Source organism: Blautia hansenii DSM 20583, assembly GCF_002222595.2.
Classification (GTDB): Bacteria; Bacillota; Clostridia; order Lachnospirales; family Lachnospiraceae; genus Blautia; species Blautia hansenii.
Map to the genome: position 1 here is coordinate 2,103,322 of NZ_CP022413.2, position 17,391 is coordinate 2,120,712.

Genomic DNA, 17,391 nt, shown 5'->3' on the forward strand with positions numbered 1-17,391 from the left:
TTTTTATGACACATAGAAAAGTCGGGCAGATTCTTTTTCTTTTAATATCCTTCTTTTAATGTAATTTCGAACTTGTCGCCATCTTGTACAGATGTTTTATCTGCGGAAGTATTCACCTGAGCTCCGCCTTTGGTAATACACCACCACTGTTCTTTTGTATCATCTGCTTTTTCTCCATCTACAGAAGTAATAAACAGACCATATTCGCCTTCTTCACCTTCTACAAGCTCATTTTCTTTTAAAATTTCACCTAAAAATTCGGCTTCTGTGTTATACTCAAAAGTTTCCGCCTTTCCGTCTCCATGTACAACTTCAATAGAAACCTTTTTTGTACCTTCTTTTGTTTCTTTTTTATTTCCCATAAATAAAACGGCACATAATACACATACAAATATAATCAAAACACTTGCTGCTGCAATAATTTTTTTCTTCATTGTTTTTCCTCTCTATTGTCTGTTTTTTTACTCTCGAAAAGGTTTTTTGCACCATAAAAAGAGGCAAGTACGGCTTCCTGCGTACTGCATTCTATGGTACAGGTATCCACCTGCTTTTCTCTTAAAATTTCTCTTACGGTATCCCTGCAAACCGTACCTGTGCCCAAGGGTAAATGGCTGTCTCTATCCCCTTTATTGTCATGTAAATGAGAATGCTTCAGATATTTTTTCTCCGTCTGAAACCATTCCTTACAAGGAACTTTAGAATAGCAGTTGGCATGACCTACATCCAGACACAATCCAAAGGCAGGATGTTCCGTTTTTTCTGCCACTTCTGCCATAGGCTGTGGGATGCGGTCTAATACATTCTCCATAACAATTTCTATGGAATTGTCTTTGTTATAAAGAAATTCTTTGTAAAACTCTGCCATCCGCTCTGCCCATCCGATTAAAAGATAAAAATCAGGCACATAACAGGTATGATACACAATTTTTTTCGCTCCCAAAGCCTTTGCTGCCTGATAAGCTTCCTCATATCTTTTCATAGTCACATTCCGAATGGATAAGTCATAGGATACCGGATTTAAGTCCAGAAAAGGACCGTGAAGCAAAAGCTTTTCACAGCCCATTTTTCCCAGTCTTTTTTCATAGGAAAGCAAGGTTTTTGAAAAATTGTCTAAATTTTCCGCAATGGAAAATTCGATGGACTCTACACCCATTCCTGTTTCCTGTATAACCTCTTTCATTTCTTCATCACGTAATAAATGACTGAAATAGAACATATTTATTTCCCCACATTTCTGTCATAAAATTTCTCATAAATATTGACAAAAAAACTTCTTCTTCCATTTTTATAATATAAAACAAGAAAGACCGTAAGACCGATACCTGCCACCGTGGCACACAGCATATCGGTAATGCTGTCATGAACCCCTTGGGTATAATGATTGATACAATCATTTTTAAAGAAAATCAGCATGACGTACTCATAAAATTCCCATAGCTGTGCCACTGCCATATTAACAGCATTGATAAAAATAAGAAAAATCGCAAATTCTCTTTTGGACTGAAATTTTCTGTCTCCTTTAATGGTAAAATACAAAATCACCGCCGCCGTTGTAATCAGCCATCCGCTGGAAAAATGGAGCGCTTTATCAAAGCCATAAAGACGATAAGCGTCCAGTGCTCCTCCCCACACGCTGGCAAAATAGGTAAAAACATTGGACAAAATATAAATTTCATATACCACATTCCAATGACACAGCTTAAAAATCAGGGGCACAATACATGGGGTAAGCACGGCTACAAACGCCAAAGTTCCTATATAAAGAACAATACTTCCGTACCAGACCTTTTTCAATGTCTTTTCCTGCATATTTCTTCCTCCTTTGTTTCCATATCCTTTACTATAAAGAAAAAATCTTAATAAAAGATACGTGAAAAACAAAAGTTTTTATTAAGAAAAGAATTTTAAAAGGTCAAAAGGCAAGATATGCTCATAAGTGACCTGACACTCTGTATCGGCGCTGATACAACCTGCATAAACTTCCTTTAATGTAAAATCTTCCTGCCACACAGGTTTGGAAATCCCTCTTAAATCCACAGTAATTCCCTGTCCGGTAAGCTTTAAAAAGCTTTCCTTCCTAGCCCAGTATTTATAAAAAGCAGCCGCTTGGTCTGTACTGAAAAGCACCTCATCTTGCTCCTTTTCGGACAAAATTTTTTCAAAAATACGATGGTTTCTCAGCTCTTTTTTTTCCTGTATATCAATACCGCAGGGCACTTCTGACAGCGCACATACCGCATATTTTCCGGAATGGCTGATATTAAAATGAGGAGAAAAGCTATCCGAAAGAGCAGGCTTTCCATGAGTCCCATATACAAGTTGCTTTTTCAGCTTCTGATATGCCTCTGTCAACGTATCTGCCAAAAAAAGCTCCTGCCCTTCCTTTAGCCGAAACAAGCCATATAACAGCAAAAGTCTTCCGCATATTGTTTCTGCTCTTTCTTCTGCCTGATATATCCCTGCCCATTTGTCAATTTCTCCTATATAAATTTTAATTTGAGCTTGCTCCATTCTTTTCCTCCTGCCAGCCACATTCCTTCAAAAAGCGGGAAGGCTCCAGCTGCTTTTCATGACGTTCTTTTATAAAGAAAAGAGAAAGTTCTTTTCTTGCTCTTGTCATACCCACATAAAACAAGCGGCGTTCTTCCTCTATGTCACTGTCTGTGGCTGCCTTATGGTAAGGTATTGTTCCTTCGTTTACATCCATCAAAAATACCTTGTCAAACTCCAGTCCCTTAATACTGTGTAAAGTAGAAATAATCACGCCTTGTCTCTGCACCGGCTGATTTTTTGCCTGTTCTTTTAAGTTTTGTGTGTATTCCTCCATATGCTTAAACCATTCCGGATAAGTTTTATAGCCCTTGGCACTTTCTGCCAGCTCCTCCAAAACCTCATAGAAATCCTCTGTTTTCAACTTCCGATAAGCGGCATAATCCTTTAAGTATTCATCATATCCGATACCCTTGCGTATATAATTGATTGCACCGTAAGGCGTCATATTCTTTAAAAGATATAAGTCCTCTTCCAGCTTATCAATGCGGTCACACAGCCAGTCTTTCCCCTCGTAATACCAGCGAAGGGCTTCAAAGGATACCTGTGTATCCTCCAAAGCAGCTCTTGATATGTAGCGGTTGGGGCGATTCATCACCTGCAAAAATTCTTTTCTGCTTCGGTCACCCATTGCCAGTTTTATATAAGAAATCATATTTCGAGCAATCCAATGCTCATAAATATTAGGCATCACATCCCGCATCTGAAAAGGTATCTGATACTCCATAAGAGTCTCCACCAAAAATCTGGCGCCGGAATTTGTCCTGTATAAAATTGCCATTTCTTCGTAGGAACAGCCCTCCTGATAAGCTTTTACAATGCAGTCCTTTACGTAAAGCTCTTCCTGTTTTTGCGTATCAAACACCTTGATACACACAGGTTTTCCCTCTTCATTTTCCGTATGAATTTTCTTTTTAAATCTGTTTTTGTTACAGCTTATTACCCTTCCGGCAGCTTCTACGATTTTCTTCGTAGAGCGGTAATTACAAGACAAAAGCTCCGTCCTCACCGTAGGAAAATCCTTTGGAAAGTGCATCATAATTTCCGGCTTTGCTCCACGAAAGGCATAGATGGACTGGTCGTCATCTCCCACAATAAACAGGTTATTTTGGGGCGCTGCCAGCATCTTCACAATATCATACTGAAGCTGATTGATATCCTGAAATTCGTCTACCAGAATATACTGAAATTTCTGCTGCCAGCCCGCTAAAATATCGGCTCTTTTTTTCAATAAATCATAACAATACAAAAGCATATCATCAAAATCCAGCAGCCGTGCCTGTCTGCATCTATTGACATAAGTACAGTAAATTGTCCGGAATATTTCGTCCGGACAATTCTTAGAATAGTAATGCTCCAGAGGAATGCGGTTGTTCTTTACCTGACTGATTTCCTGTACCAGCCCCTCGAAAAACTCCTTTTCATCCTCTATTTCTATTCTTTGCTTATAAATAATTTCTCTCAGCATATCATAGCGCTGTTCCTCGCTGATGATATTTTTCCCTGTCAAACCGTAAGCATGTCTTAAAATGCCGTAAAAAATACCGTGAAAGGTACCAAAGGTGACCCTCTGATAATTTTCTTTTACGCCGGATTTCTGACAAAGGGATAAAAAACGCTCTTTCATCTCTCTTGCAGCCGCCTTTGTAAAGGTAACCACCAGAATGTGCGCAGGGTTTACACGATGCTCTCTGATAAGCGCCTCCACTCTCCTTGTCATGGTGGTAGTCTTTCCCGAACCCGGTCCTGCCAAAAGCATCATTGGTCCTTGATTATGATGAATTGCTTTTTCCTGTGCTGCATTTTTCTCCATAAGATTAGCTTAATTTCTCGATTGCAGCTTTTATTCTTCGGATACTCTCTTCTTTTCCAAGTATCTCCAGAATTTCCGTAGCGCCTGCCGGTGTCATCTGTTTTCCGGAAAGTGCAGTACGGATTGGCCATAAAATCTGTCCGTTTTTATAACCGTTTTCTTTTGCAAATCCGCAGAGAAGCTCATACATTGCATCGTTGCTGTAATCCTCTGTTCCTTCTAATACCGGAAGGATTTTCTCTAAAACTTCTAATGAAATTTCAGGATTTGTTTTCATTTTCTTATGTGTATACATGGCAATGTCATACTCCGGTACTGCTTCAAAGAAGTCGATTAAATCTGCGATATCAGGCAGAACCTCTATTCTGGTTTTTACCATTCCTGCGATTTTTCTTAAATCCAAATCCTTGGTAATCACCTGTTTTAAGTATGGAAGCGCCATTTCATAGAACTTGTCATCATCCATAGCTTTCATATATTCTCCGTTCATCCAGCGAAGCTTCTGAATATCAAATACAGCCGGTGATTTACTCATGTGGTGGTAATCAAATACCTTTACCAGCTCCTCCAAGGAGAAGATTTCACGGTTGTCTTCCGGACACCAGCCTAAAAGAGCCACATAGTTTACAATGGCTTCTGTTAAAAATCCCTGCTCTACCAAATCTTCGTAAGAAGAATGGCCGGAGCGTTTACTGAGCTTTTTATGCTCTTCATTTGTAATCAATGGACAGTGTACATAAGTAGGAATTTCCCATCCAAAAGCTTCATAAATACGGTTGTATTTCGGTGAAGAAGATAAGTATTCATTTCCTCTTACTACGTGTGTAATTCCCATTAAATGGTCGTCTACTACATTGGCAAAGTTATAAGTAGGATATCCGTCTGATTTAATTAAAATCAAATCATCCAATTCGTTATTCGGAACGGTAATGGCTCCGTAAATATCATCCTGAAAGGTTGTTGTGCCTTCGGTAGGCATGTTAAAACGGATAACATAAGGCTCGCCGTTAGCCAGCTTTTCTTCGATTTCTTCCTTGCTTAAATGCAGACAATGCTTGTCATACATAGCAATTTCTTTTTCTCCAACGCTGGATTTTAAAGACTCCAGACGCTCTTTTGTACAGAAGCAGTAATAAGCGTCTCCCTGCTCAATTAACTGCTTTGCATATTTTAAATAAATGCCCTGTGCATTTCTTTCACTCTGCACATAAGGACCGTAACCGCCGTCCTTGTCAGGACCTTCATCGTGTACCAGACCTGTCTTTGCAAGAGTTCTGTAAATAATATCCAGTGCGCCTTCTACAAAACGCTCCTGGTCTGTATCTTCAATACGAAGCATAAAGCTTCCGTCCTCATGCTTTGCAATTAAGTATGCGTACAAAGCAGTTCTCAAATTTCCTACGTGCATTCTGCCTGTTGGGCTTGGTGCAAATCTTGTTCTTACTTTACTCATGGTATTTCTCCTTATTTTTAAAACAGGGGTATGTGGCTTTCACCCTATACCCCATTACCATGAAAATTATACTCGAACCATCGTCTATTTTCAAGTATTGTTTCCCGAAAATTCTCTCATTATTTCTTTTACTTCCTCGATTTTACTGCATTTCCACGCATTTTCTCCACAAAACAAAAGCCCATGCTCTGTATCTCCCACTGCTGCGTGCACCAGCGCTTCTGTAATGCAATAAGGAATATCCTTTCCCTTACAGCCTTCAATACACTGATAACAATGGGTTATTTTTTCCGGTTTTGTCTTTACCCTTTCAAGAAAAGCATTGGAAATTGCCCTTCCCGGCATTCCCACAGGACTGTCTACAAGAACAATATCTTCCTTTCTCGCCTTCAAATAGGATTCCTTATAACGCGTGTCCGCATCACATTCCTTTGTGGTAACAAATCGAGTCCCCACCTGCACTCCGTCTGCACCAAGGCTTAACGCATGCTCCATATCCTGTCTGTCAAAAATTCCTCCGGCTGCAATAACCGGAATTTTTCGTCCTGCCTTTTGGCTGTATTCCTTTGCTTTTTCTACAATGCTTACAATAACTTTATCGTATTCTTCCTGTGTAAGCTGCTGTACCGCTTCCTTGGAAAATCCCAGATGTCCTCCTGCTTTTGGACCTTCCACCACCACAAAATCCGGATAGCGGGCATATTTCCGCTCCCATACTCTGCTGATTACGGTAAACGCCTTTAAGGAAGAAATAATCGGTGCAATTTTCACCTTGCTTCCTTTTACATATTCCGGTAAATCTACCGGAAGTCCTGCCCCTGATAAAATCACATCAACGCCTGCCAAAACAGCGTTTTTTACATACTCCTTATAATGTCTGGTTGCCACCATAATATTCGCGCCGATTACGCCGCCTTTTCCGATTTCTTTCGCCTTTGCAATCTCTTTTTTTAGCGCACGGAAATTTGCTTCTAATGGATTTTTTAAGAAATCAGGCTCTCGAAATCCAATCTGTGCCGTGGATATCACACCCATTCCACCTTCTCTTGCCACACTTCCCGCAAGCTTAGAAAGGCTGATACCCACTCCCATTCCGCCTTGTATCACCGGAATTTTCAGTTTTAAATCTCCGATTTCCAATGGATTTATCATATTTCCTCCCTTACATTCGCCGAAATCTGTTGTATCTGTGCTCTGCGATTTCTTCTCCTGTCATGCCTTCCATTCTTCTCAAAAAGTCTTTCATTCGCTCCTTCATATCTTTGCACAGAACAGGAAGATTTTCTTTTGATGCCGCTGTTTCCTCCGGTATTACCTGCTCAATGATGCCAAGCTTTTTCAAATCCTCCGCTGTAATTTTCATTACCTCAGACGCTTCTTTCGCCTTTTTACTGTCCTTCCATAAGATAGAGGCAAAGCCTTCCGGCGACAAAATCGAATAAATGGCGTTTTCCAGCATCCACACTTCATTGCCTACGCCAAGAGCCAAAGCCCCTCCGCTTCCCCCTTCTCCGATGACAATGCTTAAAACAGGTACTTTTAGCGCTGCCATTTCCAGCAGATTTCTGGCAATGGCTTCTCCCTGTCCCCGTTCCTCTGCTTCTACACCGCAGAAGGCTCCCGGCGTGTCAATAAAGGTAATAATCGGACGTTGAAATTTCTCTGCCTGCTTCATCAGACGCAAAGTTTTTCGATACCCCTCCGGTGAAGGCATCCCGAAATTTCTGCCGATATTTTCTTTTGTATTTCTGCCTTTTTGAATTCCGATGACCGTTATCGGCTGTCCGTCTAAAAGCGCCAGACCTCCTATAATTGCACCGTCATCACGAAAAGCTCTGTCTCCATGAAGCTCCATAAAGCTGTCAAAAATTTCCTTTATATAATCAAGGCTTACCGGTCTTTTGCTGTCTCTTGCTGTCTGTACCCGCTCCCATGCAGTCATTTCTTTCGTTTTTTTCCTTCTGGTATCCTGCAAAATTTCTTCTTTGGAAAGAACAATATTGGAGAACTGACAATAGCCCTTCTGTCTTTCATGAAGCTTTAAAAGTCCGGACAAGGTCTGCTTTAAATCCTCTCTTTTTACAATCCCGTCCAGTATGCCATGCTCTACTAAAAACTCTGCTTTTTGAAAGCCCTCAGGCAGCTTTTGATGAATAGTCTGTGCAATGACACGAGGTCCCGCAAAGCCGATTAATGCCCCCGGCTCTGCCAGAATAATATCTCCCAGCATGGCAAAGCTTGCTGTCACTCCTCCTGTCGTGGGGTCTGTAAGAACAGGTATATATAGAAGTCCTGCATCACTGTGTTTTTTAACAGCCGCCGAGGTTTTTGCCATCTGCATCAAAGAAACAATTCCTTCCTGCATTCTGGCTCCTCCCGAACAGCAGAACAATACCACCGGCAGCTTCCTTTTTGTAGCTTCTTCAAAGGCTCCGGTAATTTTCTCCCCTACGGTATGCCCCATGCTTCCCATTAAAAAGCGGGCATCACAGACTCCCAATACCACCGGACTATTCTCAATCCTTGCCTCTCCGATACACACTGCTTCATCCAAATGTGTTTTCTCTTTTAAAGCTGCAAGCTTTTCCTCATATTCCGGATAGTCCAGAGGATTACAAAGAGGAAAGTCCGTATACCATTCCTGAAAGCTGTCCTTATCTGCCACCAATTTTATTCTTGTTTTGGCTTTCATACGGAAATATCCCCCGCATTTTGGACATACATAGGATGCTCCTACTACATCTTCTTTGTAAATCATTTCACCGCATTTCGGGCATTTCATCCAAAGCCCCTGAGGCACAGAGGGAGCGGATGTTTTTTCTTCTGTCTGCTCTGTATCGGATGTTTTTTTAAATAATTCCTTCCATCTGGACATCTGCTAAATTCTCCTTATATCGAATAATGTTTTGGTATAAAATCTGTGGTAATTTTCCCCTCTATAAAATCCTTTTGCTGCAAAATATCATACTGGAAATCCAGATTTGTCTCAATTCCTTCAATGATTACCTCGCCCAGTGTGCTTCGCAGCTTTGCAATAGCAGAGGCTCTGTCCTTATCATGAACAATGACCTTCATAATCATAGAGTCATAGTTGGGCGGTATCTGATACCCTGCATAAACAGCCGTATCCACCCGCACACCGTTGCCTCCGGGAATGTGTAAATGCTCAATCGTTCCCGGACAGGGCATAAAGTTTTTCCTTGGATTTTCCGCATTAATTCTGCACTCAATGGCGTGACCGTTCGGAGAAATATCCTCCTGTGAAACAGAAAGAGGAAGTCCTGCCGCAATTTGAATTTGCTCTTTAATCAGGTCTACTCCCGAGACAAATTCCGTCACCGGATGCTCTACCTGAATTCTGGTATTCATCTCCATAAAGAAAAATTCACCGGACTCATCCAAAAGAAATTCAATGGTTCCTGCACTTTCATATCCCACTGCTTTGGCTGCTTTTCTGGCTGTCTCCCCTAATTTTTCTCTTATTTTTTCTGAAATTGCACAGCATGGAGACTCCTCAATCAGCTTCTGATGGCGTCTTTGTATGGAGCAGTCACGTTCTCCCAGCTGCACCACATTTCCGAATTTATCTCCCAAAATCTGTACCTCTATGTGTCTTGGATTTCTCACATAACGTTCAATATACATGGTATCATCGCCAAAAGAATTCTTAGACTCCTGCTGTGCCATAAGGAAGTTTTCCGTAAAATCTTCTTTCTTTTCTGATACACGCATGCCTTTTCCGCCACCTCCCGAGGACGCCTTTATCATAACCGGAAATCCAATTCTCTCCGCCTCTGAAAGGCCTTCTTCCACTGTATAAACAGCTTCTTTTGTCCCCGGTATCACAGGCACACCTGCCTGCATCATGGTCTTTCTTGCTTCTGATTTATTCCCCATTTTCTGTATAATTTCAGGAGACGGGCCGATAAAAGCCACATGACATTTCTCACACATCTGTGCAAAGCGGCTGTTCTCTGATAAAAATCCAAATCCCGGATGAATTGCCTCTGCCTTTGTGGCAATGGTTGCGCTTAAAATTCTCTCCATATTCAAATAACTGTCTTTTGAAGAAGCCGGTCCAATGCACACAGCTTCATCTGCAAGCTGGGCATGTAAAGCATCCTTATCTGCCTCAGAATATACTGCCACCGTTCTGATTCCCAACTCTCTGCAGGCACGAATAATGCGCACTGCAATCTCCCCTCGATTTGCAATTAAAATCTTCTGAAACATAGACACTCCTATCCCACCATAAAGGTCATCTCTGCTGTCACCGTTACTTTTCCGTGCTGGTTTTTGGCAACTGCTTTTCCAATTCCCACAGGACCTTTTTCTCTGATGATTTCAACCTCTAAAGTCAGCACGTCCCCCGGCACGACCTTTGTCTTAAATTTTGCAGACTGTATACCGCCAAAATAAGCAGTTTTCCCTTTGTTTTCCTCCTTACTTAAAATTGCCACGGCTCCTGTCTGCGCCAGCGCTTCAATCTGTAAAACTCCCGGCATTACCGGCTCATTGGGGAAATGTCCCGCAAAAAAATTCTCATGATAAGTCACACATTTTTTTCCCACAGCTTTTACACCCGGCTCTAATTCCTCTATGGTATCTACCAGAAGAAAGGGATGTCTGTGAGGAATAATTTCCATAATTTCCTTTGTTGTAAGCTGCATCATATCCCTCCTACGCAATCACAAATAATGGCTGTCCATACTCTACCGTATCCTCATTTCCAATGAGAATATCCTCTACCACGCCATCATATTCAGACTCGATTTCATTCATAAGCTTCATGGCTTCTACAATTCCAAGCACCTGTCCCTTCTTTACGGTATCGCCTTTTTTTACAAAGGTTTCTGCCTCCGGTGAAGGAGCTGCATAGAAGGTTCCGACCAGCGGAGACTTCACGGTTTTTCCTGTTATCACTGCCGTTTTTTCCTTGATTTCTTCTTTTATTTCCACTGCTTTTGGTAGAAATTCCACTGTTTTCCCCTGTTTTTCTCCTCCTCGCATGGAAATCTTTAACGCACCTTCTTCAAAGGAAAATTCTGACAATCCCGACTCTCCTACTGCATGAATAAGCTTTACAATTTTATCAAATTCCATATTTTTCTTTCCCCCTTATTCAAAACGTTTTATGAGCAGGCTGGCATTATGTCCGCCAAATCCAAGAGAATTGCTCAAGGCATATTCTATTCTCTTTTCTATTCCGTTTTCTGTAATATAGTCTAAATCACATTCCTCATCCGGTACCTTATATCCTGCTGTTTTATGAAGATAACCTTCCTCTAATTCCTTTACGCAGGCAATAAATTCCACTGCTCCTGCTGCCCCCAGAAGGTGACCGATCATGGACTTTGTAGAATTGATTTTCAATTCTTTGGCATGGTCCTTGAACAGGCTTTTGATTGCTCTTGTTTCAAATAAATCATTGTGGTGGGTGCTTGTGCCATGAGCATTGATATATTCGATTTTCTCAAGCTCCACGCCTGCTTCTCTTATGGCATTTTCCATACATCTGGCTGCTCCCTGTCCGTCCTCCGCAGGGGAAGTAATGTGATAAGCGTCACTGGTTGCACCGTATCCCACAACCTCTGCCAGAATTTTTGCCCCTCTTTTTTTTGCATGCTCCAGCTCTTCCAAAATAACTACGCCTGCGCCTTCTCCCATGACAAATCCGTCTCTTTCTTTGTCAAAAGGAATGGAACATCTTTTCGGATTTTCTGAAGTAGAAAGGGCGGTAAGAGCAGAAAATCCTGCAATTCCCACCGGTGTAATGCTGGCTTCTGTACCTCCTGCCGCCATGATATCTGCATCTCCTACCTGAATAGTTCGGAAAGCTTCACCGATACAATGAGTGCCGGATGCACAGGCAGTTACTACGTTAATGCTCTTTCCTTTCAGCCCAAACTGTATGGAAACATTTCCTGCCGCCATATTAGAAATCATCAGAGGAACCATTAAAGGATTGACTCTTGCCGGCCCTTTTTCCAGCAATTTTTTATGCTCTCTTTCAATGGTCTGAAGGCTTCCTATTCCCGAACCGATGGAACATCCCACCCGATAAGGATCTTCATTTTCCATACAAATGCCCGCCTGTTCCATTGCCTCTTTTGCTGCCGCAACTGCGTACTGGCAAAACAGTTCCATACGTTTGGCAGCTTTAAAATCCATGTAATCCTTTCCCTGAAAGCCCTTTACCTCTGCTGCCAGATGCACTTTGTATTCTGTGGTATCAAATTTTGTAATTTCTCCAAAAGCTGTTTTTCCTTCTTTTAAGCCTGTCCAAAATTCCTCCACATTCAATCCCAAGGGTGTTACCGCACCCATTCCTGTCACTACTACTCGTCTCATGTTTCCTCCTATATGCTCATACCGCCGTCTACACAAAGCACCTGACCGGTAATATAATTTCCCTTTTCTGAAGCCAGAAATGCCACAAGTTCTGCCACATCCTCTGCCTTTCCAAATCTCCCCAGAGGAATTTGTTCGCAGGCATGTTCCTTAACACTGTCTGAAAGCACCTCTGTCATCTCCGTCTCAATAAAGCCCGGCGCCACAGCATTTACGGTAATTCCTCTGCTTGCCAGTTCTCTTGCCATAGTCTTGGTAAGGCCGATTACTCCTGCTTTGCTGGCGGCATAATTTGCCTGTCCCGCATTTCCCATAACACCTGAAACAGAAGAAATATTGATGATTTTTCCGCTTTTTTGCTTCAGCATCTGTCTGGCACTATGGCGAATGGTATGGAAGGTTCCTTTTAAATTGGTATTTAAAACAGCGTCAAAATCCTCTTCCTTCATTTTCATAATCAAACCGTCTCTTGTAATTCCTGCATTATTTACCAGAATATCCAGATGTCCGTATTTATTTATTACGTTGTTTATCATTTCCTGACAGGCTTCAAAATCGCTTACATCACAGCCGTAAGCCTCTGCTTTTCCTCCTGCATTTTCAATTTCTGCAACCACGCCTTCTGCTCTTTCTCTTGAGCCGTTATAATTTACAACAACTGTTGCCCCTTCCTTTGCCAATGTCAGGGCAATCTGTCTTCCAATGCCTCTGCCTGCTCCTGTTACCAATGCAACTTTATTTTCCAACACTGTTTTCCCTTCTTTCTTCCAGCTTTTCTGTAACTTTCCAAAAATCTTCTACTGTCTGAATGTTCATTACCGTTACATTTCGATTGATTTTCCTCATAAATCCGCTTAACGTTCTGCCCGGTCCGATTTCCACAAATGTATCTGCACCGTTTTCTATCATAGTTTCCACGCACTGCTGCCAGCGTACAGGAGAAGATACCTGCTTTACCAAAAGCTTCTTGATTTCTTCTTTTTCTGTAACCATCTGCGCTGTCACATTGGAAACATAGGGAATTTTTATCTCTCTCAAAGGAATTTCTTCTAATACCTTGGAAAGCTTTTCTCCTGCGCCTGTAAGCATTTCACAATGGAAAGGACCGGAAACCTGTAATGGCAAAATTCTCTTTGCTCCTGCTTCCTTTAACTTTTCAGATGCCTTTGCCACAGCCGCTTCTTCCCCTGTAATCACAATCTGTCCCGGACAGTTATAATTTGCCACACTGACTATTCCCTGCGTTTCTTCACAAATCATTTCAATCAATTCCGCTTCCATTCCCAAAACCGCTGCCATAGCGCCGCCTTTTGGAACTGCCTCCTGCATATAAATGCCTCGTTTTCTTACCGTATAAAAGATGTCTTCTAAAGGCATTGCACCTGATGCCAGCAAAGCTCCGTATTCTCCGAGGCTTAATCCCGCTGTCATATCCGAATAAAATCCTTTTTCCTCCAGTGCCTTTAAAATTGCCGCTTCCACGGCTGTCATGGCAATCTGTGTATATTCTGTAATTGAAATTTTCTCATTTTCTTCAAAACAAATTTTCTCTAAATCCAGCTTGGAAATTTCTGCTGCTTTTTCTATGGTCTGCCTGCAAATCGGAAATTCTTCATAAAAATCTTTTCCCATTCCCACATATTGCGCTCCTTGCCCCGGAAAGATAAATGCCAGCTTTCCCATCGTCTATCTCCTTTGCATTTAAAATATTTTGTATATCAAACTATTTATCTAAAAAAATGAGAGTATTACATTCCATGCAAATGATGAGCAACACTCTCATATATCTTCTTATTCTTCTACACCTTTTGTTTTTAAGTAGTCAATAACAGCTCCCACTGTTGTCAATTCCTGTAATTCCTCAGATGGGATATCTACGGAATATTCATCCTCCAAAGCCATAACCAGTTCAAATAAATCCAGAGAGTCTGCACCTAAATCTTCCTTAAAAGAAGTTTCGAGCTGAATGCTTTCTGCCTCACAATTTAACTGCTCTGCAATAATTTCTCTCATTTTTTCTAACATAACCTTCATTCTCCTTTTAAAAACTTATTAAATTCCCCTGTAACGGGATTTCTTTCTGTTTAATATTTTGATGTTCAAAGTATATATTCTTTCCCTTTATTTGTCAACCCTTATTTCGCAAATTTTATCTCTCTGGAAACACTGAGGGCAATCCCCATTTCTGCCATCAGGAACATAATGGACGTTCCTCCATAGCTGAAAAACGGAAGGGTAATACCGGTTGTAGGTATCCAGTTAAGCACAACACAGATATTTAAAATCACCTGTAAGGCAATGTGGATTAAAATGCCGCTGACCATCAAAGAGCCGTAAAAATCCGGTGCATTCTGAGCGATAAAAAACAGACGATACAGCATATAGCCAAATAAAAGTAAAACTACCATACCCCCGAATACGCCAAGCTCCTCACAAATAATAGAGAAAATCATATCATTTTGGGCTTCCGGCACAGGGCCAAGCTTCTGCACACTGTTTCCCAGTCCCTTTCCGAAAAAGCCGCCGCTTCCGATAGCATAGAGAGCCTGCATAATCTGATAGCCTCCCTCAGAAGAATACTTCTCAGGATTTAGCCATACAAGGACTCTGGCAAGACGAAAGTTTTCTACATTGTCCATGTCCAGCGTCATCTCGCCCAAGGTGATTTGAAGCATAATCCGAGCCAGAACCACCAGAACTGCCAAAATTCCTCCCCACATTAAAAACAGACGTTTATTGGGATGCGCAATAAAAATCATAATAACCGTAATACCGGCAATAATCATAGCTGTACTCAGGTTTTCCGTAAGGTAAAAAGCCGCTGCCGCCAACCCCAGTCCGTAAGCCATCAATTTTAAAAACCCACGTCTTGTGGCAATTTCACGTCCCATTTTCATAATCAGACACGGAATAAAGGTAATTGCCGCAATTTTAGCCACCTCTGCCGGCTGAAACTGCAAGGCCTGTATTCCAAAACGAAGCCATCTTCTGGCGCCGTTTACTTCTACGCCCAAAGGCGTAAATTTTACCATTGCCATTAAAATAATGGATATCCCGTAAATCATTTTACTTACATAGTAAAGTAAATGATAGTCAAACTTTGATAAAAACAATGCCGCTAAAATACTTACAATACTGATAATCGTCTGCTTTGTAAAAAAGTTCATATCATTCCCATATTTCACCTGAGCTGTATAAGCGCTGGTGCTGTAAAGCATGACTAATCCAAAGCAAATCAACAGAATTACCACTGCTACCAGATTAAAATCGTAATATCCGGATTTTGCAGAACGTTTCTTCTTTCTTCTCCCTGCCATTTATTTCCTCCCACTAAAAACGAAAAGCATACCTCAGCAGCTCCACATATCCGGTACTGCTGCCGCTCTCCCGGTTCTGCACCTTACGCACCATAATCGGGTCATCTGTAATAATATTATCCACGCCCATATCCAGCATGCGTTTTGCATCTCCTTTATAATTCACCGTCCACACATGTACTTCTTTACCAAGTGCATGTGCCTGCGTGACAAATTTTTCATCTACGTAAGTGTGTTTTACGCTGAAAAAATCAGCCGCTTCCATCCCCTGTACACCGCCGTAGGTCATGGTCATAATATAACCTGTTCGAATTTCAGGGGCTGTTTTCTTGATTTGTTTCAGGAATTGATAATTCATGGAGGTTACTACACAGTGGTCTTCAAAATGATTTTCTTTAATTGCACGAACCACCTTATTTACAATCCCCTTATTTTTACCATTATACTTAATCTCGATATTTAAGTCCAGTCTTCCTTTGCAAAATTTCAAAGCCTCTGTAAATTCCGGTATTTTTTCTCCTCTGAATTTCTTATGAAAGCTGGCTCCCGCATCCAGCTTTTCCACTTGCTTTAAGGTCATGTCCCACACATTTTTCTTGACTCCGGCTGTTCTTTTCAACGAGTCGTCATGCAGAAGAATAAGCTCGCCGTCTTTTGTTTCCTGCACATCAATTTCAGCATAATCCGCACCGCTGTCTATGGTATACTGCAAGGCGCTGATGGTATTTTCCGGCGCTTTCCATGCGCCTCCTCTGTGCGCTGTAATTTCCGTATCTGCTGCCAAATGGCTCAGTGTCGTATCGTGATTGATAACCAAAAAGCCGAAATAAATCCCTTCCAAAAGGACAAATAAAGCAGTAAGAAGACCTGCTGCTTTTCTTCTTCCCAGCTTCGAATACCAGAAATACTGCTCCATTTTTTTATAAAAAAGATGTTCCTCCTCGTCCTTGGGCTGTATGTGAAATTTGGTATATACCGTATACACAAAAGCAATGCTTCCAATCAACTGCACGCCTCCTGCATAAATTCCGAGAGCCATGTTCACATATTCACTGTAAATAAAAATACTGCTGATTTTCACAGCCTCAGGCTTAAAGAAAAATACACCTGCGGCAAGAATAAGCATCACAACGCTATACGTTATCAGAATAAACAGCAACATAAAAACATGCAGAAAACAAAAATCCAGTAAAATTCTTTTCCAATGGGTTCGAAATAATTTCATACCGCTTAGAAATCCCTGCCAGTTCTTTTTCTTTTCTAAAATGCAATAAGGCAATGCAAATACAAACAAAAAAGAAATCAGAAGCAATACACCTAAAAATCCATAAATCAACATCGGTGATTTTATCTCTTTATAAATCTGTCTTGCCGTAAACTCTAAAATTTGAATATAAGAAATTTCTCTTACCAGAAAATACGCTGCGAGAAAAGGACCTGAGCAGGCCGCACACACCAGCCAGCTCACCTTGCTGTGTCGAAAAAAGGAAACGGTCTTCTTTATTCCCAGAATAAAAAAATCTCCCGCATACAGCTTCTTTTCCTTTGCAGAATACACAAAACCACACAGTAAGGCTGCCACCTCAACAAAGTAAAAAATCAAAATCACCAAAAATACCAACGCCAGAAAAACAACGGATAAAGGATACTGCAAAAACTCCTTATAATTCTCTGCGGTAAGGTAACTGAACCCTTGCTGCTTTAAAGAAAAGTCCACGAAAAAGCGCACCAGCTGCATAACCAGAAAAAACGTGGCAGCACGATAGCCTGCCTCAAAAATAAGCAGACTTCTGATATTATATCTGATTGTTTTCCATGTCTGTTTCAAAATTTTTTTCATGTATCTGACCGCCGTTTCTCATTCATTCGTGCCTTGTTAGTGCTTATTCTATCAAAAAGCTTACGAC

General features: G+C 41.2%; 17 protein-coding genes. All 17 read right to left on the reverse strand.

The window, feature by feature from the left end:
• Positions 1 to 41 precede the first annotated feature (41 nt).
• The 17 genes from CGC63_RS10705 to CGC63_RS10785 all read right to left on the reverse strand — a co-directional run bounded on the left by CGC63_RS10705 (position 42) and on the right by CGC63_RS10785 (position 17,324).
• A complete protein-coding gene (locus CGC63_RS10705; RefSeq protein ID WP_003019894.1) occupies positions 42 to 434 on the reverse strand; it encodes a DUF4430 domain-containing protein in 393 nt (130 codons plus the stop codon).
• Positions 431 to 1,216 (reverse strand): sugar phosphate isomerase/epimerase family protein, encoded by a 786-nt coding sequence (locus CGC63_RS10710; protein ID WP_003019892.1) that lies wholly within the window; start codon positions 1,214 to 1,216, stop codon positions 431 to 433. Before CGC63_RS10710 ends, CGC63_RS10705 begins: the two co-directional genes overlap by 4 nt.
• Before the next feature lie 2 nt (positions 1,217 to 1,218).
• The gene (locus CGC63_RS10715; protein ID WP_003019890.1) at positions 1,219 to 1,809 is read right to left on the reverse strand and encodes a DUF2238 domain-containing protein; all 591 of its coding nucleotides are present in this window, start codon (positions 1,807 to 1,809) and stop codon (positions 1,219 to 1,221) included.
• Between the two features lie 81 nt (positions 1,810 to 1,890).
• Positions 1,891 to 2,511 carry a 4'-phosphopantetheinyl transferase family protein gene (locus tag CGC63_RS10720; protein ID WP_003019888.1) on the reverse strand — a complete coding sequence of 207 codons (621 nt, stop codon included), beginning with the start codon at positions 2,509 to 2,511 and terminating at the stop codon, positions 1,891 to 1,893.
• Positions 2,492 to 4,363, reverse strand: a complete 1,872-nt coding sequence (locus CGC63_RS10725; RefSeq protein ID WP_022239951.1) for an ATP-dependent helicase — start codon at positions 4,361 to 4,363, stop codon at positions 2,492 to 2,494. Before CGC63_RS10725 ends, CGC63_RS10720 begins: the two co-directional genes overlap by 20 nt.
• Positions 4,364 to 4,367: 4 nt before the next feature.
• On the reverse strand, positions 4,368 to 5,816 hold the full coding sequence (gltX, locus tag CGC63_RS10730; protein WP_003019885.1) for a glutamate--tRNA ligase: 1,449 nt from the start codon (positions 5,814 to 5,816) through the stop codon (positions 4,368 to 4,370).
• Between the two features lie 90 nt (positions 5,817 to 5,906).
• Positions 5,907 to 6,968, reverse strand: coding sequence for an NAD(P)H-dependent flavin oxidoreductase (locus tag CGC63_RS10735; protein WP_003019883.1), 1,062 nt, complete (start codon positions 6,966 to 6,968; stop codon positions 5,907 to 5,909).
• A 10-nt stretch (positions 6,969 to 6,978) separates the two neighbouring features.
• Entirely contained in the window at positions 6,979 to 8,691 is a 1,713-nt protein-coding gene (locus CGC63_RS10740) for an acetyl-CoA carboxylase carboxyl transferase subunit (RefSeq protein WP_022239952.1), read from the reverse strand.
• Positions 8,692 to 8,705: 14 nt separating this feature from the next.
• A complete protein-coding gene (locus CGC63_RS10745; RefSeq protein WP_003019880.1) occupies positions 8,706 to 10,049 on the reverse strand; it encodes an acetyl-CoA carboxylase biotin carboxylase subunit in 1,344 nt (447 codons plus the stop codon).
• An 8-nt stretch (positions 10,050 to 10,057) separates the two neighbouring features.
• Positions 10,058 to 10,486 (reverse strand): 3-hydroxyacyl-ACP dehydratase FabZ, encoded by a 429-nt coding sequence (gene fabZ, locus CGC63_RS10750; RefSeq protein WP_003019878.1) that lies wholly within the window; start codon positions 10,484 to 10,486, stop codon positions 10,058 to 10,060.
• Positions 10,487 to 10,496: 10 nt separating this feature from the next.
• Positions 10,497 to 10,919: an acetyl-CoA carboxylase biotin carboxyl carrier protein gene (accB, locus tag CGC63_RS10755; RefSeq protein WP_003019876.1), complete on the reverse strand. Its 423-nt coding sequence runs from the start codon at positions 10,917 to 10,919 to the stop codon at positions 10,497 to 10,499.
• 15 nt (positions 10,920 to 10,934) lie between these two features.
• The gene (gene fabF, locus CGC63_RS10760; protein ID WP_003019874.1) at positions 10,935 to 12,167 is read right to left on the reverse strand and encodes a beta-ketoacyl-ACP synthase II; all 1,233 of its coding nucleotides are present in this window, start codon (positions 12,165 to 12,167) and stop codon (positions 10,935 to 10,937) included.
• Between the two features lie 8 nt (positions 12,168 to 12,175).
• On the reverse strand, positions 12,176 to 12,916 hold the full coding sequence (gene fabG, locus CGC63_RS10765) for a 3-oxoacyl-[acyl-carrier-protein] reductase (protein WP_003019871.1): 741 nt from the start codon (positions 12,914 to 12,916) through the stop codon (positions 12,176 to 12,178).
• Positions 12,903 to 13,850, reverse strand: coding sequence for an ACP S-malonyltransferase (gene fabD, locus CGC63_RS10770; protein ID WP_003019869.1), 948 nt, complete (start codon positions 13,848 to 13,850; stop codon positions 12,903 to 12,905). Before fabD ends, fabG begins: the two co-directional genes overlap by 14 nt.
• A gap of 108 nt (positions 13,851 to 13,958) precedes the next feature.
• Positions 13,959 to 14,192 (reverse strand): acyl carrier protein, encoded by a 234-nt coding sequence (acpP, locus tag CGC63_RS10775; protein WP_009246344.1) that lies wholly within the window; start codon positions 14,190 to 14,192, stop codon positions 13,959 to 13,961.
• A 110-nt stretch (positions 14,193 to 14,302) separates the two neighbouring features.
• Positions 14,303 to 15,484, reverse strand: coding sequence for an FtsW/RodA/SpoVE family cell cycle protein (locus tag CGC63_RS10780; RefSeq protein WP_003019867.1), 1,182 nt, complete (start codon positions 15,482 to 15,484; stop codon positions 14,303 to 14,305).
• A 13-nt stretch (positions 15,485 to 15,497) separates the two neighbouring features.
• Complete coding sequence (locus CGC63_RS10785; RefSeq protein WP_003019865.1) at positions 15,498 to 17,324, reverse strand: glycerophosphodiester phosphodiesterase family protein; 1,827 nt, start codon at positions 17,322 to 17,324, stop codon at positions 15,498 to 15,500.
• Between the last annotated feature and the right edge of the window lie 67 nt (positions 17,325 to 17,391).

What these genes read in the sequence shown, in the direction of transcription:
- CGC63_RS10705 (WP_003019894.1), bottom strand. Translation starts at nt 434, where the DNA reads ATGAAGAAAAAAATTATTGCAGCAGCAAGTGTTTTGATTATATTTGTA.
- CGC63_RS10710 (WP_003019892.1), bottom strand. Translation starts at nt 1,216, where the DNA reads ATGTTCTATTTCAGTCATTTATTACGTGATGAAGAAATGAAAGAGGTT.
- CGC63_RS10715 (WP_003019890.1), bottom strand. Translation starts at nt 1,809, where the DNA reads ATGCAGGAAAAGACATTGAAAAAGGTCTGGTACGGAAGTATTGTTCTT.
- CGC63_RS10720 (WP_003019888.1), bottom strand. Translation starts at nt 2,511, where the DNA reads ATGGAGCAAGCTCAAATTAAAATTTATATAGGAGAAATTGACAAATGG.
- CGC63_RS10725 (WP_022239951.1), bottom strand. Translation starts at nt 4,363, where the DNA reads ATGGAGAAAAATGCAGCACAGGAAAAAGCAATTCATCATAATCAAGGA.
- gltX (WP_003019885.1), bottom strand. Translation starts at nt 5,816, where the DNA reads ATGAGTAAAGTAAGAACAAGATTTGCACCAAGCCCAACAGGCAGAATG.
- CGC63_RS10735 (WP_003019883.1), bottom strand. Translation starts at nt 6,968, where the DNA reads ATGATAAATCCATTGGAAATCGGAGATTTAAAACTGAAAATTCCGGTG.
- CGC63_RS10740 (WP_022239952.1), bottom strand. Translation starts at nt 8,691, where the DNA reads ATGTCCAGATGGAAGGAATTATTTAAAAAAACATCCGATACAGAGCAG.
- CGC63_RS10745 (WP_003019880.1), bottom strand. Translation starts at nt 10,049, where the DNA reads ATGTTTCAGAAGATTTTAATTGCAAATCGAGGGGAGATTGCAGTGCGC.
- fabZ (WP_003019878.1), bottom strand. Translation starts at nt 10,486, where the DNA reads ATGCAGCTTACAACAAAGGAAATTATGGAAATTATTCCTCACAGACAT.
- accB (WP_003019876.1), bottom strand. Translation starts at nt 10,919, where the DNA reads ATGGAATTTGATAAAATTGTAAAGCTTATTCATGCAGTAGGAGAGTCG.
- fabF (WP_003019874.1), bottom strand. Translation starts at nt 12,167, where the DNA reads ATGAGACGAGTAGTAGTGACAGGAATGGGTGCGGTAACACCCTTGGGA.
- fabD (WP_003019869.1), bottom strand. Translation starts at nt 13,850, where the DNA reads ATGGGAAAGCTGGCATTTATCTTTCCGGGGCAAGGAGCGCAATATGTG.
- acpP (WP_009246344.1), bottom strand. Translation starts at nt 14,192, where the DNA reads ATGTTAGAAAAAATGAGAGAAATTATTGCAGAGCAGTTAAATTGTGAG.
- CGC63_RS10780 (WP_003019867.1), bottom strand. Translation starts at nt 15,484, where the DNA reads ATGGCAGGGAGAAGAAAGAAGAAACGTTCTGCAAAATCCGGATATTAC.
- CGC63_RS10785 (WP_003019865.1), bottom strand. Translation starts at nt 17,324, where the DNA reads ATGAAAAAAATTTTGAAACAGACATGGAAAACAATCAGATATAATATC.